Source organism: Providencia sp. wls1922 (genome assembly GCF_009706505.1).
In the GTDB taxonomy this organism is placed as follows: domain Bacteria; phylum Pseudomonadota; class Gammaproteobacteria; order Enterobacterales; family Enterobacteriaceae; genus Providencia; species Providencia lanzhouensis.
The window spans coordinates 30,362-55,991 of the sequence record NZ_WLUG01000053.1 but is presented as its reverse complement, the minus strand read 5'-3'; the positions used below and the strand labels follow the sequence as shown (position 1 = coordinate 55,991).

19 protein-coding genes are annotated in these 25,630 nt (G+C 41.0%); 8 read left to right on the top strand and 11 right to left on the bottom strand.

Features of this window, described 5'->3' with window-relative positions:
• Positions 1 to 47: 47 nt before the first annotated feature.
• The 3 genes from tyrP to GKR71_RS04775 form a co-directional block, all read right to left on the bottom strand.
• Positions 48 to 1,196, bottom strand: a complete 1,149-nt coding sequence (gene tyrP / locus GKR71_RS04785) for a tyrosine transporter TyrP (protein ID WP_230085024.1) — start codon at positions 1,194 to 1,196, stop codon at positions 48 to 50.
• Positions 1,197 to 1,278: 82 nt separating this feature from the next.
• A complete protein-coding gene (locus GKR71_RS04780; protein WP_036948139.1) occupies positions 1,279 to 3,219 on the bottom strand; it encodes a pyridoxal phosphate-dependent decarboxylase family protein in 1,941 nt (646 codons plus the stop codon).
• A 402-nt stretch (positions 3,220 to 3,621) separates the two neighbouring features.
• Positions 3,622 to 4,632, bottom strand: a complete 1,011-nt coding sequence (locus tag GKR71_RS04775) for an NAD(P)H-quinone oxidoreductase (RefSeq protein ID WP_195848376.1) — start codon at positions 4,630 to 4,632, stop codon at positions 3,622 to 3,624.
• 342 nt (positions 4,633 to 4,974) lie between these two features.
• On the opposite strand from GKR71_RS04775, the gene GKR71_RS04770 reads away from it, so the two are divergent.
• Both GKR71_RS04770 and uspE read left to right on the top strand, forming a co-directional pair.
• Positions 4,975 to 5,730 (top strand): FNR family transcription factor, encoded by a 756-nt coding sequence (locus GKR71_RS04770; protein ID WP_006659880.1) that lies wholly within the window; start codon positions 4,975 to 4,977, stop codon positions 5,728 to 5,730.
• Between the two features lie 126 nt (positions 5,731 to 5,856).
• Positions 5,857 to 6,801 (top strand): universal stress protein UspE, encoded by a 945-nt coding sequence (gene uspE / locus GKR71_RS04765; RefSeq protein WP_036948142.1) that lies wholly within the window; start codon positions 5,857 to 5,859, stop codon positions 6,799 to 6,801.
• Positions 6,802 to 6,987: 186 nt separating this feature from the next.
• Here uspE and pntB read toward each other — a convergent pair whose 3' ends face one another.
• Both pntB and pntA read right to left on the bottom strand, forming a co-directional pair.
• A complete protein-coding gene (pntB, locus tag GKR71_RS04760; RefSeq protein ID WP_036948336.1) occupies positions 6,988 to 8,376 on the bottom strand; it encodes a Re/Si-specific NAD(P)(+) transhydrogenase subunit beta in 1,389 nt (462 codons plus the stop codon).
• Between the two features lie 13 nt (positions 8,377 to 8,389).
• Entirely contained in the window at positions 8,390 to 9,919 is a 1,530-nt protein-coding gene (gene pntA, locus GKR71_RS04755) for a Re/Si-specific NAD(P)(+) transhydrogenase subunit alpha (RefSeq protein WP_154599294.1), read from the bottom strand.
• Positions 9,920 to 10,306: 387 nt separating this feature from the next.
• Between pntA and ydgH the strand changes: the two genes are divergently transcribed.
• Positions 10,307 to 11,257 carry a DUF1471 family protein YdgH gene (gene ydgH / locus GKR71_RS04750; protein WP_036948148.1) on the top strand — a complete coding sequence of 317 codons (951 nt, stop codon included), beginning with the start codon at positions 10,307 to 10,309 and terminating at the stop codon, positions 11,255 to 11,257.
• A gap of 331 nt (positions 11,258 to 11,588) precedes the next feature.
• Complete coding sequence (locus GKR71_RS04745; protein ID WP_036948151.1) at positions 11,589 to 12,980, top strand: amino acid permease; 1,392 nt, start codon at positions 11,589 to 11,591, stop codon at positions 12,978 to 12,980.
• A gap of 394 nt (positions 12,981 to 13,374) precedes the next feature.
• Here GKR71_RS04745 and hrpA read toward each other — a convergent pair whose 3' ends face one another.
• Positions 13,375 to 17,274 carry an ATP-dependent RNA helicase HrpA gene (hrpA, locus tag GKR71_RS04740; RefSeq protein WP_036948154.1) on the bottom strand — a complete coding sequence of 1,300 codons (3,900 nt, stop codon included), beginning with the start codon at positions 17,272 to 17,274 and terminating at the stop codon, positions 13,375 to 13,377.
• 222 nt (positions 17,275 to 17,496) lie between these two features.
• On the opposite strand from hrpA, the gene GKR71_RS04735 reads away from it, so the two are divergent.
• On the top strand, positions 17,497 to 18,096 hold the full coding sequence (locus tag GKR71_RS04735; protein WP_036948157.1) for an FMN-dependent NADH-azoreductase: 600 nt from the start codon (positions 17,497 to 17,499) through the stop codon (positions 18,094 to 18,096).
• A 99-nt stretch (positions 18,097 to 18,195) separates the two neighbouring features.
• Here the strand turns inward: GKR71_RS04735 and GKR71_RS04730 are convergent, their stop codons facing one another.
• The 4 genes from GKR71_RS04730 to GKR71_RS20015 form a co-directional block, all read right to left on the bottom strand.
• Positions 18,196 to 18,525, bottom strand: a complete 330-nt coding sequence (locus tag GKR71_RS04730) for a YdbL family protein (protein WP_154599296.1) — start codon at positions 18,523 to 18,525, stop codon at positions 18,196 to 18,198.
• On the bottom strand, positions 18,522 to 18,707 hold the full coding sequence (locus GKR71_RS04725) for a YnbE family lipoprotein (RefSeq protein WP_036948339.1): 186 nt from the start codon (positions 18,705 to 18,707) through the stop codon (positions 18,522 to 18,524). The genes GKR71_RS04730 and GKR71_RS04725 overlap by 4 nt, the downstream gene beginning before the upstream one ends.
• 38 nt (positions 18,708 to 18,745) lie before the next feature.
• Entirely contained in the window at positions 18,746 to 21,388 is a 2,643-nt protein-coding gene (locus GKR71_RS04720) for a YdbH family protein (protein WP_154633996.1), read from the bottom strand.
• Positions 21,389 to 21,623: 235 nt separating this feature from the next.
• The gene (locus tag GKR71_RS20015; RefSeq protein ID WP_230083116.1) at positions 21,624 to 22,133 is read right to left on the bottom strand and encodes an AAA family ATPase; all 510 of its coding nucleotides are present in this window, start codon (positions 22,131 to 22,133) and stop codon (positions 21,624 to 21,626) included.
• 276 nt (positions 22,134 to 22,409) lie between these two features.
• On the opposite strand from GKR71_RS20015, the gene GKR71_RS04710 reads away from it, so the two are divergent.
• The gene (locus GKR71_RS04710) at positions 22,410 to 23,408 is read left to right on the top strand and encodes a 2-hydroxyacid dehydrogenase (protein ID WP_154633995.1); all 999 of its coding nucleotides are present in this window, start codon (positions 22,410 to 22,412) and stop codon (positions 23,406 to 23,408) included.
• A 14-nt stretch (positions 23,409 to 23,422) separates the two neighbouring features.
• Positions 23,423 to 23,860: an META domain-containing protein gene (locus GKR71_RS04705; protein ID WP_108478170.1), complete on the top strand. Its 438-nt coding sequence runs from the start codon at positions 23,423 to 23,425 to the stop codon at positions 23,858 to 23,860.
• 82 nt (positions 23,861 to 23,942) lie between these two features.
• Here the strand turns inward: GKR71_RS04705 and grxB are convergent, their stop codons facing one another.
• Entirely contained in the window at positions 23,943 to 24,587 is a 645-nt protein-coding gene (gene grxB, locus GKR71_RS04700) for a glutaredoxin 2 (protein ID WP_036948175.1), read from the bottom strand.
• Positions 24,588 to 25,209: 622 nt separating this feature from the next.
• On the opposite strand from grxB, the gene GKR71_RS04695 reads away from it, so the two are divergent.
• Positions 25,210 to 25,521: a helix-turn-helix domain-containing protein gene (locus tag GKR71_RS04695; protein ID WP_036948178.1), complete on the top strand. Its 312-nt coding sequence runs from the start codon at positions 25,210 to 25,212 to the stop codon at positions 25,519 to 25,521.
• Positions 25,522 to 25,630 lie beyond the last annotated feature (109 nt).

Genomic DNA, 25,630 nt, shown 5'->3' with positions numbered 1-25,630 from the left:
TCTGCGAGAGAACTGGCTTTCTAAATCAAAACAATAACTCGTTAGTGTTAGCCAATATCCGGCAGAACTTTGAAGACAATACCGAGCTGGATGCCGATAACTGCGATACCACACAGGAATACAATCACTAATGCTGGCTTACCACCAAGTACTTGGTATTTGCGAGGGTTAACATGGCGAGATTTCAGAGCCATCGCACTTGGCAGTAATAACGCTAAGATAGACAGCGCGATTGCCGCATAACCCAACGCCATCACGAAACCTTTCGGGTAAAACAATGCGAAAACAAGCGGAGGTAAAAAGGTAATCAGCCCGGTTTGGATACGCCCAGATGCATTATCTTGGCGCTTAAACAAGTCAGCTAAGAAGTCAAACAAGCCTAACGCAACCCCAAGGAATGATGTGGCTAATGCAAGGCTCATAAACATTTGCGCGACGAATTCAGTTTTACCTGACTGCGCAACCGCTTTAATGGCTTCCAATAGTCCATTTAACCCAGAATTCTCAGCTAAAATACCCACAAAGGTATTCATGCCAATACTGCCCAGCGTAGCGATTTGCCATAAAATGTAAGCAACTAGCGGAATCGCACTTCCTAACACAAAGATAATTCGCAGTTTTTTGACATCACCGCCCATATATTTCACAACACTTGGCACACTTCCGTGGAAACCAAATGAGGTAAAGAAGACTGGGATAGCCGCGAGGATCAAAATTTTATCGGTTGGTGCTGATAGTAAATTTAACTGTTCCACATGCGGGAACATCATTGCCAGAATGATCACTAAAAAGACGATTTTCGCAGTAAACAAGATGCGGTTAATAAAATCGACGGATGAGGTACCAAAGCAAACAACCCCACCACCAATGATGGTAAAGACGACAATGCCCATCCAGTCTGCCATTTCAATGGCAAAACTACCTTTCAGATTGGAGGTAATGATTTGCCCTGCTCCCGTCACATAGGCGGCGGTTAAGGCATACATTAAAAACATCATACTAAAACCCGTGATGAACTTCCCACTCGAGCCTAAATAGCGCTGAGCAACGCTACCTATCCCTGTTTCATGGGATTCATGCTGGTAAACTTCCACCAGCAATAACGCGGTGTAGCACATTAGCGCCCACAGACCAAACAACATCACCAAACTGACTGAAAACCCATTACTTCCCGCTGCAATTGGCATTGCCAACATTCCAGCGCCGATCGTAGTACCTGCAACAATAAAAACACTACCAAGTGTGCGATTTTTCATATTGAGATCCTAACAAAATTAATTAAACACTAACTTTTTGAATGGAATGATTACGTTTATTTTCTTCATCAATGAGCTGTTGTAGTTTGTCTTCAAAGATGTTTCTTAATTCATTCCAGTAGTTATCGAAGTGCTGTTTATCGCGCAGGCAATGGGTCATAATTGCGGCCCTTAATACATAAATTGAATGGACTTTGTGCCATTCCTCTTCCTTGAAATTCGCCTCTAGACACAGATTCTGAGGATTATCACCGTACTCTTCATGGGTTAGTGATGTTGACGACGTTAAAAAATCATTTGCATAAGTGCGTCCTGCTGCATAAGAGCAGAGTTCATACAAACGTTTATTTAACTGGTTTTGTTTCTCTAGTGAGGTGTTTCCCGTTTCCCTGAACATAAAGTTGATCATGTGGAAATCCGGTGCAGGCATCGCTGCCAATGTAAACTCACGCCCATCAATCACAAACGGCTCGCTGGCATTGATTTTTTCAATCATCCAATTGGCGGTTGTTACCCCAGCCGCAATGACTTTGCCATACCCCAATAAGTTCAGCGGAACTAACCGATGTGCAGCCCATACCGCCGCTGCCGTCGCACCAGCTTTTGAGCCTTCCATAATCGATGAACCCAGTAATACATTCTGTTGTTTATCGGTTTTACGACTACTTTCTTTCACTTCTTCAAACACATAGGCAGCATGATAGGAAATCAAATCGACAATGCGTTTGTCCTTCATACAAATCGCCCCAGCAGCATAAGGGATAAAACCGACTTTATGCGGATCGACTGTGATGGAGTCAGCTTGGTTTAAAGCTCGGAAACTCTGATAAACATCAGGCTTTGGCCAAACGATATCTGGCGGGAAAACACCTTCGTCATGGTAACGAGCAATAAGCGCATCATATTCAAGGAATTGGTTGTTTTCATCACGGAACATTGCGCAGGCATAACCTGCATACGCCGCATCAATATGCACATAGAATGAAACGCCAAAGCGTTGCTCACATTCCTCGCGTAATTTAATGACTTCAGCGACGTTATCAATAGCACCTGTTTCAGTGGTACCTACAACAGCGACCACTGCAAGAATAGGCTCGCCTTTTTCAATCAATGAGAAAACAATGTCACGCATTTGCGAAACATCCGTGCGATAACGTTTATCAACGGGAAGTTGAACAATGTTTTGCTGCCCTAACCCTAAGATATCCATCGCTTTCATCCACGAATAATGCTTGGATTGCGGCACTAACAATTTACCGAGTTTACCTTGTTCAACACCGGTGCCTCGGCAGGTCAGATTGCGAATTTCTTCAAACAACCCTTGCTTTTTCAACTCATCAATCAGATCCAATACATCACTAGTACGCATATTCAGTAACGCGTTTTCTGAAACATCCGTTAAGAGTTGTTTGGCTTGAGGGTGGGATGCCATGGCTAAAGGTAAGGTTTTAATGTTTCTCGCGACCCATAACCCTTCGTAGTTAGCTACTGTGCCACCCGAGGTAATGTGCCCCCAAGATTTTTGCACGTCATACCCAAACATACCGCATAAATCTAACCCCGCTTCGATTTCTAATACCGTCGTTGTCGGTGAAGATTCTTGTGCGCAGTTATTTGGGTTGTACATCATAGCCATGACATACGCGAGATTGGAGATCATCAAAGTATCCGCGTTCATATGCCCCATGTAACGCGGTGAAAACCAAGGCACTGACGTAGTTTTTAACTTTGAGGAAAGCTGATTAAGGATACCTTCGGTGCGATATAACGTATCCCGATATTCCGGTGCATATCTATCGACGGTAGTAATTAAATCGGGATCTTCAGGATGATAACCAGAACGCCAATGCATATGCTCAGTCACCGCATATTCCATCATTTCTCTGAAAAATACCGCATTTTCAGATTTAGGTCCGAGGAACAATGCATCTACGTTCATGCTTTTATTTTTAAAATTATTCATTATCACTACACCTTCAAACTACAGCTGGCTGGCACCAGCTGCATTAAGTTACTCAACTCATTATCATTGGAAAGTGCAATAACGGGGGGATGTCTGTGTCGAATGACAACTTGTTAATGATATGACTAGACTTATATCCTTAACCTATATTCAGTAGTAGACAAGCCGTTAATGAGCCAACTTGTCTATAGATATAATCCATCTTCATTAAAACATTAACAAACTCATCTTAATTTTGTTCGGATTTGTGGACAGGCACAAAAATTCAAAAATTAATCATCTGTAAAGAGATATTTACGCTCAAAAGACTTGATAATGTAAATTATTTGTTATAAATAACAAATAATACCCTACGTAATTATTATCTAATTATATAAAGATTAAAAAATAGTTAGGTCGTAGCTACCTGTTTACTAAAATAATTTTACCAATCAAATCCCCTGACTCCATATGGTGATGTGCACGTTCCACCTGACACAATGTATATATTTTGTTAATTATTGGTTTTATCTTACCATTCTGTAACATTCCCCAAACTTGCTGATGCAGCTCTTTTGCGATTTGCGCTTTCTCTTCATTGCTTCGAGAGCGCATTGTCGATCCAGTGTGGGTTAAACGTTTTACCATCATTGGCATCATGTTCAGCTGAGTTGGGTTTCCTTTCATCATGCCAATTTGGATAATCCGTCCAAATTTTGCGGCTACTACGTAATTTTTACTGACATAGTCTCCACCAATAATATCGACGACCATATTCACACCATGATGATTTGTATACTCCTGAGTCACTTTAACAAAATCGTCTGTTCGGTAATTAATCACACAATCCGCACCAAGTGATTTCGCCGCTATCGCTTTATCTTCTGAGCCAACCGTCGTTATCACCGTGGCACCAAAGGCTTTTGCTAACATGATGGCGACACTACCAATACCCGAGGTACCACCATGAATAAGTACTGTTTCCCCTTTTTTCAACTGCCCAATCTGGAACATATTCGCCCAAACAGTAAAAAGGTTTTCTGGGATAGCAGCCCCTTCTTCAAAGGATAAATTTCCTAATGGCAAAGCAATATCCTGATGCACTAAGCAGTACTCTGCGTAACCACCACCTGCTACAAGTGCACAAATTCGGTCGCCTATCGCCCACGTTGTTACATCATCAGCTTTAGCCACAACTGTACCTGATACCTCAAGTCCCATGATTGGTGAAGCATCTGGCGGTGGTGGGTATGAGCCTTTGCGTTGGAAAATGTCAGGACGGTTAACACCTGAGGCTTCCACTTTAACGATTAAATGACCAGGAAGGAGTTTAGGGAGCGGAATTTCTATTAGCTGCAGTTCATCCGAAACGCTTGGATCAATAATGTCGACAGCTGTCATTAATGGGGGCAACGACATCAAATTGTTATTCATTATGACCTCTTTTTATAAGTTAATAGGAAAAAATGATATTTTTCTGTTTATTCTTGTGTTAATTTAATGCTAATAAATGACGTAAAATAAAACGTGTTTTTATTAAGTTTTTTGTCCCTCTTTTTATATATTAAATTTATGTATTTAATATATGTCAAATCATGAAATTGCGAATATCCCGTAAATTAGCATGATCTGCTGAATCTATTAGATTGGTAAATTTAGCATTCTTTGCTTTTTTATTTAATAACTCGTTTCTGTCTTATATAGCCCTTACCTGATCAATTATCTTATGCTAAAATTGACTCATATCAATAATTTTAACCTGATTGAGCATTTAATATGATCCCAGAAAAAAGAGTTGTTCGTCGCATCCAGTCTGGTGGTTGTGCTATTCATTGCCAGGATTGCAGTATTAGTCAGCTGTGTATTCCTTTTACTCTGAATGAACACGAACTGGATCAACTCGATAATATTATCGAACGTAAAAAACCTATTCAAAAAGGCCAAGCTTTATTTAAAGCCGGCGATGAATTACGTTCTTTATACGCTATTCGCTCTGGCACAATTAAAAGCTACACCATTACTGAAGAAGGCGATGAGCAAATTACCGGTTTCCACTTAGCGGGCGACCTCGTTGGTTTTGATGCCATTATTCATACACAGCACCCAAGTTTTGCTCAAGCGCTAGAAACTTCAATGGTTTGTGAAATTCCATTTGAAACGCTGGACGATTTATCTGGCAAAATGCCTAACCTGCGCCAGCAAATTATGCGCCTGATGAGCGGTGAAATTAAAGGGGACCAAGAAATGATCCTCTTATTATCTAAGAAAAATGCGGAAGAGCGTTTAGCTGCATTTATTCTTAACCTATCTCATCGTTTTGCTGAGCGTGGTTTCTCACCAAGAGAATTCAGACTCACCATGACTCGTGGCGATATTGGTAATTACCTTGGCTTAACCGTTGAGACAATTAGCCGTCTGTTAGGCCGCTTCCAAAAAAGCGGTATGCTCAGCGTTAAAGGTAAATATATTACCATCGACGATATGGCGAAACTGACTGATATCGCTGGTAAAGTATCCCCTGTTTCTTGCTAGTATTCCTATAAACGGGTCACAAACTTTGTGATCCGTTGTTACTTTTTAATCACATTTCTTGCGTATTTATCCCCAATAACATAGTTTAGAGAGATGGAACTATCCGTTTATTGAGAGGATGTCAGCATGGCTAACTATAAAAATCTTTTAGTAGCAATCGACCCAAATCAGGATGATCAACCGGCATTAAGGCGTGCAGTTTATATCGTGCAGCGTAATGGCGGACGGATAAAAGCCTTCCTGCCTATCTACGACCTATCTTATGACATGACCACCCTGCTTTCTCCTGAAGAACGCAATGCGATGCGCAAAGGGGTGATCAGCCAAAAAGCTGCTTGGATCAAACAGCAAGCCCATTTTTATTTAGAAGCGGGTATTGAGATAGAAATTAAAGTCATTTGGCACAACAAGCCTTATGAAGCCATCATTCAGGAAGTGATCAGCGGTCAACATGACCTTCTACTGAAAATGGCGCATCAAACTGACAACTTAGAGTCCATCATTTTTACCCCGCTAGACTGGCATTTATTAAGAAAATGCCCGTGTCCTGTTTGGATGGTAAAAGATAAAGTTTGGCCAGATCACGGTTCTGTTGTGGTTGCAGTGAATCTTTCTAATGAAGAATCTTACCATGATGACCTAAATATCAAATTGGTTGAGAAAACCCAAGATCTCGCGCGACGGGTTATTAAAGAGCAGGAAATTCATTTAGTTAGCGCTTACCCGATTGCGCCAATGAACATTGCCATTGAGCTGCCTGATTTTGACCCAAGCTTGTATAACAATGCCCTACGCGGTCAGCATCTGATAGCCATGAAAAGCCTGCGGCAGAAATTTGCGATTGATGAGAAATACACCCATGTTCGTGAAGGGTTACCTGAAAAAATCATTCCTGACATGTGTGAAGAGTTACACGCAGGTGTCGTGGTACTCGGTATATTAGGTCGTACTGGGCTTTCAGCTGCATTCTTAGGTAATACTGCTGAACATGTTATTGATAAGCTAAAATGCGATTTATTAGCGATTAAACCTGATGGTTTTGTCTGCCCTATTAGTGCCGCAGATGATTAGTTAAACTGGCAGTAACAATCAAATTTAGAGGCTCATAAATGGAAATATTTATGAGCTTTTTCTATTATCTTTTTAATGACCATTCTTAATTACTCATGATTCGATTAATAATAAAAAACAAAATATTCAGATATAAAAACGCCCTGAATTCAGGGCGTTTTATTTTATATTGTCAATGATAAGCAATTACAGCGCTTTTAAAATTGCATCCACGCTTGCTTTCGCATCACCAAATAACATTTGAGTATTTTCTTTAAAGAACAGTGGGTTTTGTACCCCTGCATACCCTGTATTCATTGAGCGCTTAAACACAACGACATTATTTGCTTTCCAAACTTCTAACACAGGCATACCCGCAATTGGGCTGTTTGGATCTTCTTGTGCCGCTGGGTTCACGGTATCATTCGCGCCGATAACCAGCACCGTATCTGTTTCGGCGAAATCATCATTGATTTCATCCATTTCTAATACGATGTCATAAGGAACTTTCGCTTCCGCTAACAGTACGTTCATGTGCCCCGGTAAGCGCCCTGCAACTGGGTGAATACCGAAACGAACATTGATACCACGTTCACGCAGTTTTGCCGTAATATCATGCACCGGATACTGCGCCTGAGCTACCGCCAGACCATAGCCCGGAGTGATGATCACTGAAGTGGAGTTTTTCAACATTTCAGCCACTTCTTCCGCTGTCGTTTCGCGGTATTCGCCCATCTCTTCTTCAGAACCTGTTGATGAACCATCAGTACCAAACCCGCCAGCAATAACACTGATAAACGAACGGTTCATTGCTTTACACATGATATAAGAAAGGATAGCACCCGATGAACCAACTAAGGCCCCTGTCACGATAAGTAAGTCATTACTGAGCATGAAGCCTGCCGCTGCCGCTGCCCATCCTGAATATGAGTTCAGCATGGAAACAACCACTGGCATATCTGCACCACCGATAGAGGCAACTAAATGCCAACCGAAGGCTAATGCAATCGCGGTCATGATCAACATGACAAACACTTGTAAGCCAACGCTGTCAGTTTTAACGAAAATAACCAGCAAAATAAATGAAACGACTAAGGCTGCAAGGTTAAGCTTATGGCGATTTGGTAGCATCATCGGCTTCGATGACATTTTTCCTGACAGTTTGCCATAAGCCACAATTGAGCCTGTAAACGTGACCGCACCGATGAAAATGCCCAAGAAAACTTCCGTTAAATGAATATTTTCCATCACGCTACTGGCATGACCTTCACTTGCAATAAAGCTGTTGAAGCCCACAAGTACCGCTGCCAAACCCACAAAGCTGTGCAAAATAGCAACCAGCTCAGGCATTTCGGTCATTTCAACTTTTTTGGCTAAACGAATACCAATTACGGCACCGATCACCATTGCCACAATCATCCAACCCACATTCGCGCTATGAGGTCCTAAGATGGTTGCAATCAGGGCAATCCCCATACCGATAATGCCGTATGTGTTCCCTCGTTGAGAACTTTCATGGCGAGATAGCCCCGCAAGGCTGAAAATAAATAGGATAGCAGCAACGATGTAGGCTGCTGTCACAACTCCACTTGACAACATAAGTTACTCCTTATCCCTTACGAAACATTTTTAACATACGTTGAGTTACTGTGAACCCACCGAAAATATTGATGCTTGCGATCAAGATCGCAATAAAGGATAAGAAACTTACCCAGCCACCGCTGCCAATTTGCAGCAATGCACCAACAACAATAATCCCTGAGATGGCGTTAGTGACCGACATCAACGGGGTATGCAGCGCATGGGTGACGTTCCACACCACGTAGTATCCCACCACACAAGCCAGCGCAAAGACGGTAAAGTGCGATAAAAACTCGGCTGGAGCTGAGTTGGCGAACCATCCAAACAAGATGATAGCCAGTGCCATCAGCGCCATTTTGGTTACCGGTGACATCTTTTTCTCTGGCGCTTTCACCTTTTCAACGGCTTTCGGCTTCGCTTGTGGCTGAGCTGAAACTTGAATTGGCGGTGCTGGCCAGGTGATTTCGCCTTGCTTGATAACCGTAACGCCGCGAATGACTAAATCATCAAAATCAATCGTGATTTCGCCATCTTTTTCTTTGCATAACAGCTTCATCAAGTTAACAAGGTTAGTACCATATAGCTGAGATGATTGCGTTGGTAAACGGCTTGGTAAATCGGTGTAACCGATGATTTTGACACCATTATCGGTGACAACCAATTTATCCGCTTGAGTCAGCTCACAGTTACCGCCCGTTTGTGCAGCAAGATCAACCACCACACTGCCTGGCTTCATTGATTCAACCATCTCTTTGGTGATCAATTTTGGCGCAGGTTTACCCGGAATAAGCGCTGTCGTTACAATGATATCCACGTCTTTTGCTTGTGCAGCAAATAGCGCCATTTCTGCCTTAATAAAGGCTTCAGACATCACTTTCGCGTAACCATCTCCACTCCCCGCATCCTCTTTAAAATCTAATTCGAGGAACTCAGCACCCATACTTTGAACTTGCTCTTTCACTTCAGGGCGAGTATCAAATGCGCGAACAATTGCGCCTAAGCTACCTGCTGCACCTATCGCAGCCAGGCCCGCCACACCCGCACCGATGATCATCACTTTTGCTGGCGGTACTTTACCAGCAGCAGTAATTTGTCCGGTGAAGAAGCGTCCAAACTCATGAGCTGCTTCCACAATCGCGCGGTAACCGGCGATATTTGCCATTGAGCTCAATGCATCAAGCGATTGCGCCCTAGAGATACGCGGCACTGCATCCATTGCCATTACGTTGATATTACGGGCTTTTAATGCCTCCATTAACTCAGGGTTCTGCGCCGGCCAAATAAAGCTGACTAAAGTCGCCCCTTCTTTTAATAAAGGAATTTCGTCCGACAATGGTGCATTCACTTTAAACACAATATCCGCAGAAAATGCGCTCTCACGAGAGACAATTTCTGCACCAGCTTGCTCATAAGCTGCATCATCAAAACTTGCTAAATGTCCCGCATTTTGCTCAACACACACCGAAAAACCCAATTTTAACAATTGGGTGACTGTTGATGGTGTAGCGGCAACACGCGCTTCATTGGCAAGTCGTTCTCTTGGTATACCAATTCGCATAATATTCCCTTTTTAAAGCTCGAAGTAATCTATGTTGTAGGTTATTCGCCAAAAAAATGACTGCCTTATCAAAAGGAAAAGTCCTATTTTGTCGTTGAACAGATGTAAAATGTTCTAATAACCTACTGAAATTAGCCTTATTGATCCATAATTGATCACGATTCTAAGACAGTAAATGGAATTCACCGTGGAAATCTTAGTTTTAGGTCAATAAAATACTGGATACTTTAAAAAAACTGGTAAATTTGACTAGTCAATCATTATTTGTGTCTTATAAAAATAAAATAGTGCGACAACATGGGCAGTTACGTGTAATAATCACCGCCATGTGTTACAACTATTATTCAGCATGTTTATAATAAATTGCGCAAGGCGGAAGGATTTTGTATGAAGCTGAAAACTACGGTCATCGCAGCCGCGGTGCTATCATTAACTAGTATAACCGCTACACAGGCGGCTGTTGAATTAACGCCAAAACAGGCTACCGAATTACAACCTTATGAGCGTATAACCGTCACTGGGCGTTTTAATGCTATCTATGAAGCATCCGATGCAGTTTCCCGTAGGGCTGATAAGATGGGGGCTTATGCCTTTTACATTCAAAGCCTTGATGATATAGGTGACAGTGGCAACATGCGTGTTGTTGCTGATGTGTACGCAAAAGATGCATCAAAACGTGAAGAATCTGCTCGCCGAGTTTTCGGTGGTGTTGAAGAAATGTCTAAAGCGGACGCAAAAGTGTATCAGCCTTTTGATGCCGTCACTGTAAGTGGTTTCTACCCATCTGAACCGGACTTATACGAAGCAATCGCGAAAAAAGCCAAAGAAAAAGATGCAGCCTCATTTTATGTGGTTCGCAACGTAGCCATGAATGACGGTGGTAACACTTTAGCAACCGCATATATCTATAAGAAAGATGCACCTAAGCGCCAAATTCAAAAAGAAGAAGCAGTTGTTCCTGCTGATTCAGAGGCGGGTCGTGCGTTATTAGCGCAGGGTGGTGAAGCTGCTGATAAAGTTCTGATCCCTGGCGTTGCAAGCTCAGAAGAACCAACCGAAGCTGTTGGTCGTTTCTTCGAAACGTCCTCAAGCCAGCCGGGTCGTACTAGCGTGACATTACCAAGTGGTTATGTCATTGAAGAAGTGAACAAAACAGCAGCAGCCATGATGGTTCCATTTGATTCCATTACTTTCTCCGGTTATTACACTAATACCCCAGAAGTTCGTTATCAAATCGCCAAACGTGCAGAAGCTAAAGGTGCAAAATACTACCATATCACTCGTGAATGGCAGTCGAATGGTGGCAGCGTCACCATCAGTGCAGACCTGTTCAAATAGTCGATAGCTCTACTTTATTATGAAAGCCAGCTTAAATATTAAGCTGGCTTTTTTTGTTTGCATTGCCCTACTTCCTGATACCTATTCCTGAACAGCTCAAATTAGCACTTTATAAAATGTGAGCCTATTTACCATAAATAGCGAAAGTGAATAAAACATCTTGTTCTGTGCATATTTTCCCATTGCATCTGGCGCATTTCATTCGTAGAATCCACACTCTAATTTAGCAGGTGATCCAACTGGATTTAAAAGCTGTGACAGTGAATCCATTTATAGCATTGCTATCTTAACGTGATTTTAACTTTTGATTGCACAACAACCAGGATATACATTGAAAAATACATTAAGCCTTACTGCACTCACCGCGCTAGTTCTTAGCTCAATGGTTGGTGCTGGTGTATTTAGCCTTCCTCAGAATATGGCTGAAGTGGCAAGCCCATTAGCATTAATCATCGGCTGGTCCATCACGGGCGTAGGGATCTTATTTCTTGCATTCTCTCTTTTACTCCTTTCCAGAATTCGTCCTGACCTGGATGGCGGAATATTTACTTATGCAAAAGTAGGATTTGGTGAGTTTATTGGCTTTTGTTCTGCATGGGGCTATTGGTTGTGTGCTGTTGTCGCCAACGTTTCCTATTTAGTGATTGTCTTTGCCGCGATCAGCTTCTTCACCGATACACCGGATAACATTGTGTTTGGCGATGGTAATACTTGGCAAGCTCTAATCGGTGAATCTATCTTACTGTGGGTTGTGCATTACTTAGTTCTTCGCGGTGTGCAAACTGCGGCGGGGATCAACAAACTCGCCACGATGGCGAAATTAGTCCCTCTTGGGTTATTTATCGTACTCGCATTCTTTGCCTTCAAGCTCGATATTTTTGATGCCGATTTTAGCGGTATTGACCTTGGCATTCCCGTTTGGGAACAAGTAAAAGACACCATGCTGATCACTCTGTGGGTCTTTATTGGTATTGAAGGGGCGGTCGTCGTCTCCGCTCGGGCGAAAAACCGCCGAGATGTCGGTCTAGCTACCATTTTTGCGGTAAGCTCCGCATTAATTATCTATATTCTTGTCACCCTACTATCTCTTGGGATCATGCCTCGTGCCGATCTGGCTGAGATTAAAAACCCGTCGATGGCGACTTTAATGGTCTCTTTAATTGGCTCTAGCGGTGACATCATTATTGCCGCAGGTTTGATTATCTCTGTTTGTGGCGCGTATTTGAGCTGGACAATTATGGCCGCTGAAGTTCCGTATATTGCCGCACAATACCAATCATTCCCTAAAATTTTCAATAAATTAAATAAGAATGATGCACCATCTTCCTCGTTATGGTTCACCAACGGTGCAGTTCAACTATCATTAGTGCTAATTTGGTTAAGTGGCAGTAACTACAATACTCTGCTGACTATCGCTTCAGAGATGATTTTGGTTCCTTACTTTTTAGTCGGTGCCTTTTTAGTCAAAGTTGCTTATCAACGTCATAGCAAAGCCCTGCTCGCGGTTGGTTTTGTTGCTGCTGTCTATGGATTATGGCTGTTGTACGCATCTGGATTGATTAACTTAATGCTCTCTGTAGTGCTGTATGCGCCGGGGATCATTATTTTTCTGTATGCCCGTTCACAGCAAACAGCAAAAGCCCCACTGAAGTTAATAGAGAAAATCTTAGCATTTGGAATTGCAATAGCCTCAGTGCCAGCGTTATATTCCCTATTAGCTTAATCCCGCTCTTTAGTCGCGAGCTAAATTTAACGTATTGAATTTAGCTCGCTTTGTATTATCTTCTTTTCCCCTGACCAACCTCCTCGCTTTTTACAATTATCATCCTTTTGGTGATGTAGTTTTTGAATGACTATTCACCAATACAGAAATTCAAAAAACGATAAGCCCCAAACCACGCTAGCAAGGCAAATATATTGCAGACAACTCAGTTGTTAATGTAGGCATGGTAAAAACCATTAGTATGTTGTAACTAAAATGAGATTGGGTAGTAAAGCTTATCCGTAATTAATAATTTCACAATAAAAAATGCGCGAGCGGTACCGTTACCACATCGCACATTTTTATCTTATTAAACAATAAATTATCCCAGCCTAACGCTATCATTGACCCCTAGCTATAGTTGCTGCGTTAAACTTTCCATGGTTTGAATGATCCGTTTATCCGATATCGGGTATGGCGTTCCAAGCTGTTGAGCGAATAAACTCACTCGTAACTCTTCAATCATCCAGCGAACTTCCTGTACTTCCGGTAACTGCTTTTGTAGTGGCGTTAGTTTACTCATCCACTGCTGCCACATGGTTTGTACGTGTTCAACTTTGCTCATCTGAGCACGGTCACGATTTGGATCGATGGCTAACTTTTCCAATCGACGTTCAATTCCGTTTAAGTAACGCAAAATATCCGGTAATCGCTTCCAGCCCTGCTCTGTCACAAACCCTTTAAATACCAATCCTGACATTTGAGCTTTGAGATCAGACAATGCGAGCGCCATCGAAAAATCAACGCGGCCTTTCAACCGTTTATTGATAGCAAATACAGCCGTTAAGATTTGCTCAACTTGCTTGGCGATATTCACAACCACATCGTTCAATTCCGCTCTCGCATACTCTTTCAATGATTCGAACTGCTCTTCAGTCCATACCGCGCCGCCATAAGTTGCAATCAGCTGATCAATACCGCACGCGATACAGTCATCAATTAGCTCAAGCACTTTACCGTAAGGGTTAAAATAGAGCCCCAATTTGGATTTATTCGGCAGCTTTTCATGCAAATATTTGATTGGCGATGGAATATTCAAGAGTAATAATCGCCGAATTCCGCCCCACATTGCTTGCTGTTGTTCAAATTCGGTTTCAAAAACACGGATCCCCACACTGTTCTTTTCATCCACTAACGCTGGATAGGCTTTAACTGAATATCCTCCGCGTTTTTGTTCATAACGTTGTGGCAACTCTCCGAAACTCCAAATATGCAAGCCACTTTGTTCAATACCATCATCCACAACCTCGGACAGTGTTTCTTGCACTTTTTCCTTAAGGCTATCTTTTAAGACATCCAGATCTTGCCCTTCCGCGACAGTTTTATTTTTGTCATTCACCACTCGGTAGGTCATTTTTAAATGTACTGGAAGTTGGTCTAACTGCCAAGCTTCACGCTCGACCGTAACCCCCGTCATTCGGCGCAGTTCACGTTCTAGTTTATCTAACACGCTGCCTTCTGGGGTCGGAACTCGCTCCAAAAATGCAGATGCATAGTTTGGTGCAGGCACAAAATTACGACGGATAGGTTTAGGCAATGATTTGATTAACGCAACGATTAATTCATGGCGCAGACCCGGTACTTGCCAGTCAAAGCCCACATTTTGCACCTGATTCAAAATAGCTAATGGGATATGAACGGTGACTCCATCGGCATCAGTGCCTGGTTCAAACTGGTAGCTTAAACGGAATTTAAGATCGCCTTGATGCCAATAATTCGGGTAATCAAGCGCCGATACATTTCCTGCATCTTCTTTGATCAGCATATTTTTTTCGAAACTGAGCAAATCCGGTTGCTGTTTTGATACAGTCTTCCACCATTTATCAAAATGGCGAGAGGAAATCACATCATTCGGGATACGCTGGTCATAAAATGCAAATAGCGTTTCGTCATCCACTAAAATGTCACGGCGACGTGATTTGTGTTCCAGATCTTCTACTTCTGATAACAGTTTTAGGTTAGCTCTAAAGAACGCGTGACGGGTATTCCAGTCACCTTCCACCAGTGCATGACGAATAAAGAGTTCGCGGCATAATAATGGATCAATAGAGCCATAATTGACTTGGCGTGAAGCAACAATCGGTAACCCGTATAAAGTCACTTTTTCCGATGCTGTGACAGCACCTTCTGATTTTGACCAATGGGGTTCGCTATAGTGGTGTTTCACTAAATGCTCAGCTAGAGGTTCAATCCATTCAGGATCAATCGAAGCCGCAATCCGCCCCCACAACTTTGATGTTTCAACCAGTTCAGCAACCATCGTCCACTTCGGTGGTTTTTTGAATAAACCAGAACCTGGGAAAATAGTAAATCGCGCATTTCGCGCTCCCGTAAACTCGTGTTTTTCAGCGTCTTTCTGGCCGATATGTGAGAGCAACCCTGCCAATAGCGAGACATGAATACTGCGAAAATCTGCTGGAGCACTGTTGATAGCAAACCCTTGTTCTTTCACGACTTGACGCAACTGCGTGTAGAGATCTTGCCACTCGCGAATTCGCAAATAATTAAGGAAATCCTGACGGCACATTTTTCTAAATTGTGCGTTAGATAATTCTTCTTGCTGCTGTTTTAAATAATCCCACAGATTTAAAAATGCCAGAAAATCCGATTGCTTATCATGGAAACGTCGATGTTTTTCATCAGAAGCTTGCTGTTTATCAAGCGGTCTTTCGCGGGGATCTTGAATCGATAATGCCGAAACGATCACCATTGTTTCGCGTACCGCGCCATACTTTCTGGCTTCAATCACCATTCGCGCTAAACGCGGGTCAACGGGGAGCTGTGCTAGCTGGCGTCCGATATCGGTTAATCGATAACCTTTATCTGCATCTTTGTGAGGTTGGATCCCACCAAGCTCTTCCAGTAATTTGACACCATCTTGAATATTACGCTTATCCGGTGCTTCAACGAATGGAAATGCCGCAATATCCCCAAGTCCGATTGAGGTCATCTGTAAAATGACCGACGCCAGGTTGGTTCTTAGGATTTCAGGATCGGTGAACTCCGGTCGAGATAAGAAATCCTCTTCAGAATACAAGCGGATACAGATACCGTCCGAAACACGGCCACATCGCCCTTTACGCTGATTGGCAGAGGCTTGTGAAATCGCTTCGACCGGTAAGCGTTGTACCTTGGTGCGATAACTATAACGGCTGATACGTGCATAACCCGTATCAATCACATACTTGATCCCCGGAACCGTCAGTGAGGTTTCTGCCACGTTCGTTGCGAGAATAATTCGGCGACCACCATGAGGATGGAAAATTCGGTTTTGCTCACTGTTAGATAACCGTGCAAATAGCGGTAAGACTTCCGTATGGCGCAGCTGTAGTTTGGATAGTGCATCAGCGGTGTCACGAATTTCTCGCTCACCACTCATAAAAATCAGAATATCGCCGGCACTTTCACGCCCTAGCTCATTAACTGCATCGATAATACCGTCAATTTGGTCGCGTTCGCTGTCATTATCGTCCCCCATAATTGGGCGATAACGCACTTCAACTGGGTATGTTCGCCCTGAAACTTCAACAATTGGCGCATGACCGAAGTGTCGAGAGAATCGCTCTGGATCAATCGTCGCTGATGTAATAATGACTTTTAAATCAGGGCGCTTAGGCAATAATTGACGTAAATAACCTAAAATAAAATCAATATTTAAACTGCGCTCATGGGCTTCATCGATAATAATTGTGTCATATTGCAATAGCAATTTATCATTCTGCAATTCCGCCAGTAAAATACCATCCGTCATTAATTTAACTTGGGTGGTATCGCTCACTTGGTCACTAAAGCGGACTTTATAACCGACATTTGTACCTAGCTCACACTCTAACTCTTGTGCAAGTCGCGAAGCCACTGAGCGAGCCGCTAATCTTCTTGGCTGAGTATGACCAATAAAGCCCTTCACGCCACGGCCCAGCTCCAAGCAAATTTTAGGGATCTGCGTGGTTTTACCTGACCCCGTTTCACCAGCAATGATCACCACTTGATGCTGATTAATCGCATCAAAAATAGCTTGTTTTCTTTGGCTAACTGGTAAGTTTTCAGGGTAAACAATTTTCGGCATATTCAGACGTTTTTTCTCAACCTTCTGTTTTGCCTTTTCAATATCCCCTTTGATGACTTCGATAACTGCCATACGAGATTTTTGATCTTGTATTTTTGAGATGCCGTGAAGGCGTTTCTTCAGTTGCCATTGATCACGCAGTGATGTTTGTTCAATGTCAGCATGTAATGCTGATAGAATGGAATCCATTCTTAAATCCTTATTTTTCAATTCATTATAACGCCACTCATCAACCTATAATCATGTGGTGGCTAAAGATAATATTTAGGTTTATTTTATGATTTTAGTTATTTCATACAAATACCATCAGTTTTTTTGAAGTATGACTTCTAAATTTCTTCCTATTAATCTGCCACATACCGAGTATCATCATTATCTGATGAGATAGACACATGAGTTTCGAGGAAAATAATGAGTAAAGTACTACTATTGAAATCAAGCATTTTGGCAGATTATTCACACAGCAATAAAATGGCTGATTATTTTGTACAACAGTGGCAAGAAAAAAATCCCGATGATGAATTTATAGTTCGAGATTTAGTTAACCAGCCGATCCCTGCGATTGATGGCGAAATTTTAGCAGCTTTTGCACCTACTGACACTAAAACTGAGCAGCAACAAGCACATTTAAACCTATCAAATCAACTCATTGATGAGATTAAACAAAGCGATGTTTTAGTGATCACCGCACCGATGTACAATTTTTCAGTGCCTTCTCAGCTGAAACATTACTTTGATTTTATCGCTCGATCTGGTCATACCTTTAAATATACCGAACAAGGTGCTGTGGGGCTATTAACCAATAAGCGTGCATATGTTCTGACTAGCCGAGGCGGGATTTATAAAGATACACCAACGGATATCATGGTGCCTTACATCACCCTATTTTTGAATTTCATTGGCATTAAAAACATTGAGTTTGTTTTCGCGGAAGGCACCTCGTTAGGCGCTGAATCAGCAGAGAAAGCGCAATCACATGCGAAAAACCATATTGATTCACTGATTGCTTAACAGTATGCCTCGTTAAATAACGCTTTACTGCTGGTTCTTAATTTAGCATCGAAAATAATGCGCACTTATTTCATCTAAAATTAAAAATAGTGCGCATTTTTATTTTTTCAGCATCCATTGCCCATTAATACCGCGTACATATTCTCCCGCGGGTGCACGTTCAACCAATTTTTGCCCTGCCATTCTTGCGACATCGTTGGTTTTAAGCCCATTTTTATCTGCAATTTCTGTATATCGGTTTTTTCTTTCAGTATTGATATGTTCAACCAATTGCTTTGCATCTGCACTACTTTGGTCAATTACCGCCAAATATCCTGATAAGGTTTCCCCTATCAGACCGTGAGTTTTACCTTCTTCCACAGTCAGAGCAAATGCAGAAAATATGCTTAATGTGGAACATAACGTGACGACTTTAAACCAGTTCATCATTTTGCAGGTACCTCACCGAATAGATCGCTGTTTTCTTTCAATAACTCTTCGACTTGTCGGTCAGCTTTAATTTGGATTTCATGTTCAATCTTAACATTCATATTGATGTTAATTGGCTTATCTGGCGTAGCGACTTCTACGCGTAAACATGCCGTTAATAGCGATGCCATTGCCATCATCATGATCAATTTTAATGTTTTCACGTTAGTCCTTTTCTCTTCTATATATTCTTTTCAAGCCATTCTTCTAAGCCAGTGCCAAAACGTAAGCTACGCCATAACTGAAAAATATTCTCTTCATGGTGATAATTTAAGTGAACTTCACGTTTCTTGGCTTCTTTGGTGTTATATCCTTCAAGAATAGTCGACATGGTGAGTAATCCCAAGTTGGTAACATTCACATCCGTACGACTGCGTTGAATTTCAAGATATTGTAGCCAACCAATTGCCGATCCCGCTGAAATATTATCTTTGGCGATAGACTCCACAAAATTGGTATCTAAGCGTAATGTCAAAGGCCCACTATTTTCCATCCATCCCCCTTTAATAATCCAATCAGGGTTATTCAGGTAAAATGGCAACTCGCCATTTACTCGACCAGAAACAGCAAATTGTGAGACTTTTAGTTTTGTGAATAATTCGCTAAGTTCCACTTGGTGGACACTTATCGTCGCGGGTTTATTTTGTGGCCAACGAAGTAAATCGAGATTAATTTCACCACCTAACATTTTAAATCCAACATTACTCAGTTGGATCGGATGCGTTTCCGTTGGAGGATATGTTCCCGATAAATCCGCTTTGATATCGGTGAATTCGAATAAGTTCGAGACATGTTTTATTCGTAATTCAACGGGCGATTTTTCACCTAATGTCCACGTACTATTATGTAATTTCCACGGCAAGACAAAATCCAAACCATTAAGCTCACCATCCTTCATCCATAAGCTCGTATTTTGCACTCGCCAATGCCCACCAGCAATAAAACCATTTTCTGGAGTCATGGAAAAAGCGGCTTGAGAAAATAGTTTACCCTCCCGTAATTCAATATTTAGGTCTTTCGGAATTAATGTTTGAAATGCTTTCACTGACTGCTCTGGCCAACGTGCTTCACCACGCAGACGTTCACCGTCCCAGCGCCCAAATATCACGATAGGTCCTACTTGCCTAGTACTTAAATCCCCTTTTAACTGAAAACTGGCTGGGGATGTACCTTTAAGTTCTGCATTCGCCGTAATTTTAGGTAAATAGCTGTCAGCACCAAATAACATTCGATTACTAGTTAATTGCAATGCGCCATAAAAATCAGCTTTTGCTGGGTCTCTCTGCCAAACCAGTGGCGATGTCAATTTAAGGCGTGGAGCAGACATGGAGAGTAAACCATATTTAATTTGGTCAAATCCCGTATTTAAACTATTGAGCGTTAATTGTGTATCTTGCCAATTACCGTTACCTTTCACATCCCAACGAGCGGCTAACGCGGGTAGCTGAGCATTTCCCCAGTAATTCCAGAACCATTTACCTTTATCAATATTAAACTTATTCGCGCTACCATCGAGGTGAATATCAAAATCCCCCCAGTACTGTTCTTTTACTTTTAAAATCGCTTGTAAGCGCCCCGAAATTCCGTCGGCATTTAAACGCGTACCCGCCAAAGGTAAGCGTATTTCCCGTAACAGAATTGTCGGTGAAACCTGCCCATAGGCTCTCATTAATGAGCCGGGCATAAATACAACGGTGGGTGAAACCAACTGACCTGCAATTTTTGCTGGCAAATTGATATCCAGCACCATGTCATCGTATTTCACTTGACCGTTGAGTCTAAAATCAATATTTGCATCGAGGAGATTGATACGGCTAGGTTCAAGGGTAAGAACTAAGTTAGCTTTTCCTTTTTTTGCATCAGTCAACATATTCAAACGTCCTGAAACCACAAACTCACTCAGGGCTTGATTCCAGTTATCAATTTGAAATGCAATTCCACCATGAAGTGGAACTTGTGCATCATCCCAGCGCCATTGACCATCCGTTACGATCACTTGTGATGATGAAACCTGCCATGGAAGATGGAATAATTCTTGTTGCTGCTCAAGATCCGTCACAGTCAGCAATCCTTGGTCGCGCTGCCAATGCAATTTTGTATTTAAGCGTTTATTTAACTCAATAAGCTTAAATTGCGCTTCGATATCTCCCGTTTCGGGCAGTTGAGCCGTCGTCAGAGGTAAAGCCAATTGCGCGGTTAATTCAATATGTTGAGGCTCTTCTTGTGGCTTACGTTGATCCAGTGTTTGCAACTCTTCTAACGCTAATGTGCTCTGAGGTAATGTTGCCGAAAATTGCTGCACAATCAGTTGATTTTGTGAATTAACAAAAGAAGAAACCCGTACATTTTCCCCCTGATAATCCAACATAAGTGGAGAATCAGCGGTACTGCGTAACCATAAACTCCCTTGATATTGTTCCCAAGAATGCAGTGTGATTTTATCAATGACGAGTGAAAATTGAGGGAGTGCATCCAGTATCTCGGTGATATTGATAGGAGAACTTGGTGACTCCTCACTCGTTTTGATGCTATCCAAACATTCCGCATTAACATCAAGCCCATCAATTTTGGCTCTAATCGGGAAAAAAGAGATTCTGGCATCCGTTACTGTGACAAGAGAACAATTATTTGCACTTAATCCCACACTCGGGAATCTAATTTGATGATTAACAAGTTGTGGCTCAGAAAGTGACAGCGTCACTGGCGGCGGTAAAAAATGACTCGCAACAATGGGCGCCCAACGGGTTAATGTTGACCATAATATGATTAGGAGCACAACACTCACCCCTAATAAGAAAAACAGTATTTTTATTGCCCGTTTCATGAATATTCTCTGAGCATCATCTTCATGAAGCAGCGATAAATATCATTGATGATATGGATGAAAATAAAGCGAAAGGATGCATTGGAACGAGCAGTTCAACGACTTGCATTGCGATGTAGGTCATTTCCATAATAACTATCTCCATTCAGATAAATATATTCTAATCTTTTAAAGCAGAAATGAACAACTTAACCCTATGTGTTCACTCCGTTACTTCATTATTTTCAGTCAGTTCTTAGTGAATATGTGATGCTGTATAGTTGGCAATTTCACGAAAACATGATGGTGTATCATGTGCAAATTTCACTTTCTCGGCAAATATCGGATTAGCTGCAAAAAACTCATCCAATCGCTGATCAAAGTGTTTAGCAAAACGCAGCAGTTCTAACGTATTCATCAAGGTTTCTTTTGGTCGCATGCCCTTTAATTGCGATATTAAAAAGCGTTTAATGATCCGAAAAGCGCAAACTCGGTAAGGAATGTTGAGCCGAATGATTAATGAGCAATCGACAAAAAAAGGCGCTAAACGCTTGTCATAAGAGCCTTCCATTATCCACCTTTCTTTAGATTTTATCTCCGAAATCAGTGAGTTCATGGTTTCCGGCGTATTTTTAACGTACTCCATTTGGGTTTTATTCCAATAAATGTCATCGTAGCCATATGCAGGGAGATTAAATTCTTCCGATAACTTTTGAGCGAGCGTTGTTTTCCCTGCTCCTGATATACCAATAATGCAAATTTTCACGCTGCTCCTTAACGTTCTTTGTTCTTTAAAACCAATCTATTCTGTAAAAGAAGAAAAATAAAACTTAACAATGGCATTATTTTAACACTAAAAATGGCCGTCTTTGTTAAAGATAGTGAGCAAACGAAAATCAAACGTAAACAGTAAGATATTTTCTTAATTTAGAGGTGATTTACATCACTAATTGTCTTATTCTGAACGCATATTTTTGTAGGTTTGTTTATTTTACCTACACTTTGTCATTTATTGGTTCCTATAAATTATGGAGTTCCTCTGATGAAAATTGTTTCCTATAGCACCAAACAGTATGATCGCAAACATATGGAACAGGTCAACCAACAATCAGAGTTTAATTTTAATATTGAATACTTTGATTTTCCATTAACGGTTCAGACAGCTAAAAATGCCGTCGGTGCTGACGCAGTTTGCATTTTCGTTAATGATGAAGCAAACCGTGCTGTGCTGGAAGAGCTCGCGGCTCTCGATGTGCATATTCTCGCGTTACGCTGCGCTGGCTTTAATAATGTTGATTTAGATGCAGCCCATGAGTTGGGAATTCAAGTCGTTCGCGTTCCTGCTTATTCTCCTGAAGCTGTTGCAGAACATGCTGTTGGCATGATGCTATGCTTGAATCGCCGTATTCATCGCGCGTATCAACGTACTCGAGATGCTAACTTTTCTCTCGAAGGCCTAACTGGCTTTAACATGCATAACCGCACTGCGGGCATTATTGGTACAGGTAAAATTGGTCAAGCCACATTACGAATTTTAAAAGGGTTTGGAATGCGCCTACTGGCTCATGACCCATACCCAAGCCAAGCCGTCCTTGATCTGGGTGCCGAATATGTCGATTTAGACACCTTGTATCGAGAATCCGATGTTATCTCTCTGCACTGTCCTTTAACACCGGAAAACCACCATTTGCTGGATGAAAACGCGTTTAATCGCATGAAATCAGGCGTAATGATCATCAATACCAGCCGTGGAGCTTTAGTCGATTCGGCTGCCGCGATTAATGCGCTCAAATCCCAAAAAATTGGCGCATTAGGTATGGATGTGTATGAGAATGAAAGAGATCTATTCTTTGAAGATAAATCTAATGATGTAATTCAAGATGATATCTTCCGCCGATTATCTTCTTGTCATAACGTATTATTTACCGGCCATCAGGCGTTTTTAACCGAAGAAGCCTTAACAAGTATCAGCTTAACAACACTGAGTAATATTCAACAAACCAGTCGTGGCGAAAATTGCCCGAACGTTGTGAAGCCTTAGCAGGATCTCGCATCATGAAAAGATTGATCCCTCTAACGCTCTTTGGGTTGTTACTTGCAGCTTGCCAAACCCATCAGGTAAAGGCAGGTAGTAGTCAGCAATCCCTTGAGCAGCAGCTGATGCATCATAATTTTGTCTTAACTGAAGTGGATGGTCAGCGCATTGCCAAAAAACAGACCGCACCGTCCATTTCATTCGGTGAAAAAATGTTTGTCTCTGCCTCTATGTGTAATGACTTTAACGGAATGGGTGCAATTAATAATGCAACACTAAAAGTTAAAACATTAAGTAAAACAGAATTAGAGTGCGTAGATGAAGATCTTTCACGATGGGATACCTTAATTAACCGTATGCTGACAAATGGTGCAACAGTAACATTAACCAAAGATCATTTAACGTTGACACAAGGCCATTATAAACTTGTTTATATCTTGAGTGATTATATGCAGTAATTCTGCTTTTATTGCAAAATAAAAAACCGCCATTCTTAATTTGGCGGTTTTTTTATCTTCCTATATTAGTATTGCTTAAATATTATTTGGCTTGGCTGAATAACAAATTAATTCCTGTCGCTTTTGATGTGCGGTCCATATAGTCATGAATTGTGGTGCTAAAACCTATTTCTTTCACAATACTTAAGCTACGCAACACAGGGAAGATAATAAAATCATTAATATCTACAAGTGCTTTGTTACGCTTTTCTAGCCATACATCTAATAGATCCATATGCGGCTCTAACTCAATCAACAGCGTGTGCGTTTCTTTACGCAGTACAGATAAATCATCTCCATGAAACTTGCTAACACGCTGGATATACGCGGTTTTAGCCGCTTCCGTCGCTATTTCAGGAAACTCAGATTCAGTAAAACGTGGTGTCACTAATTTAGATACCGTCGACGAAACTGCTTTATACCAACTATCAATTTCAGGGCTAATTTCCCCTGCGGCTAAACGAGGCTCACTTAATTGGTCAATATAGCGCACAATATCTAAACTCTCAGGTAAATAGCTACCATCTTCTTTCTCTAGAATAGGTACCATTTTACGCCCTATCATACGTGTTGGGGTTTCGATATCGTTATCCAACAAAATCACTTCTTCTACCGCAACTTTTTTTAAGCCAAAAATCATTCTGGCGCGAACACAAAATGGACAATGATCATAGATATACAGTTTCATATTACCCTCACACACTCAGTGATAAAGCGAATTAAGTTAACTTAAGTATACTTGATATTTATACTTAGTGTAGTGCTAAAGAAATTTCTTTTTTATTATTTAATATAATAAATCTAGTTATATTTAATTATAAAAACAAAAATAAATAAAATTAATTGAAGTTTAATTCACAAAAAAAGTAATACATTGCATTTTAAATTCCTGATTTTATATTTTAATTTAGAATTAAAATGAATAAATTATAGGATAACAAAAATGAAAACCATCCAAAATCAACCCCAACGTTTCATAATGAAACGGTTCAACTAATCTAATTAACATATTAAACAATTAACTAACAAATAAGATAAATGTTGATTTTATTAAACAGACAGGTTTAACCGCGTAATTCTAGCGGGATATTCTTATTGTTATTTTAATTCGGAATATTCAAAATGGCACTACAGAAACAAACGTCGAATTTTTGAATGTGACTATCACAAAATGAAAGACCATCATTGAAAGTTAAATACTTTAATTTGACGTTAATTTTAATTATTAGCTTTTAAACCAGCTTGTAATTTAATATAATATATAGTGAAAACGACTGATAATAACCTTAATAATAAGTTGAGTATGTCATATGGACATTCATAGTGTCATTGGTCTTAGAATAAAAAACCGGAGAAAAGAGCTAGGCTTGTCAGGTGCAAATCTAGCAAATAAGTTACATTTAAGTCAGCAGCAAATATCGCGGTATGAAAATGGTGTTAACAAGATCCCAATTGACCATCTGCTTGATATTTCTGAAATTTTAATGTGTCCTATTGAATGGTTCTTTAACGGTTATAAAAGTGAAATTAATAATAACGATGACCATTCATTCGACATTCCGAATAGAGAATTACAATACGCAGCAGAAAGTGTAATTATTCCATCTAAACATCACGCATAATAATCTTTTTTCGATTATCTAAAAATACCCAGTTAACGCTAATGTAGACCATTAATCTTCATCGATTAAAATTAGCTTTCTGGGTATTTTTTTATTTCTTTTAAAAAAT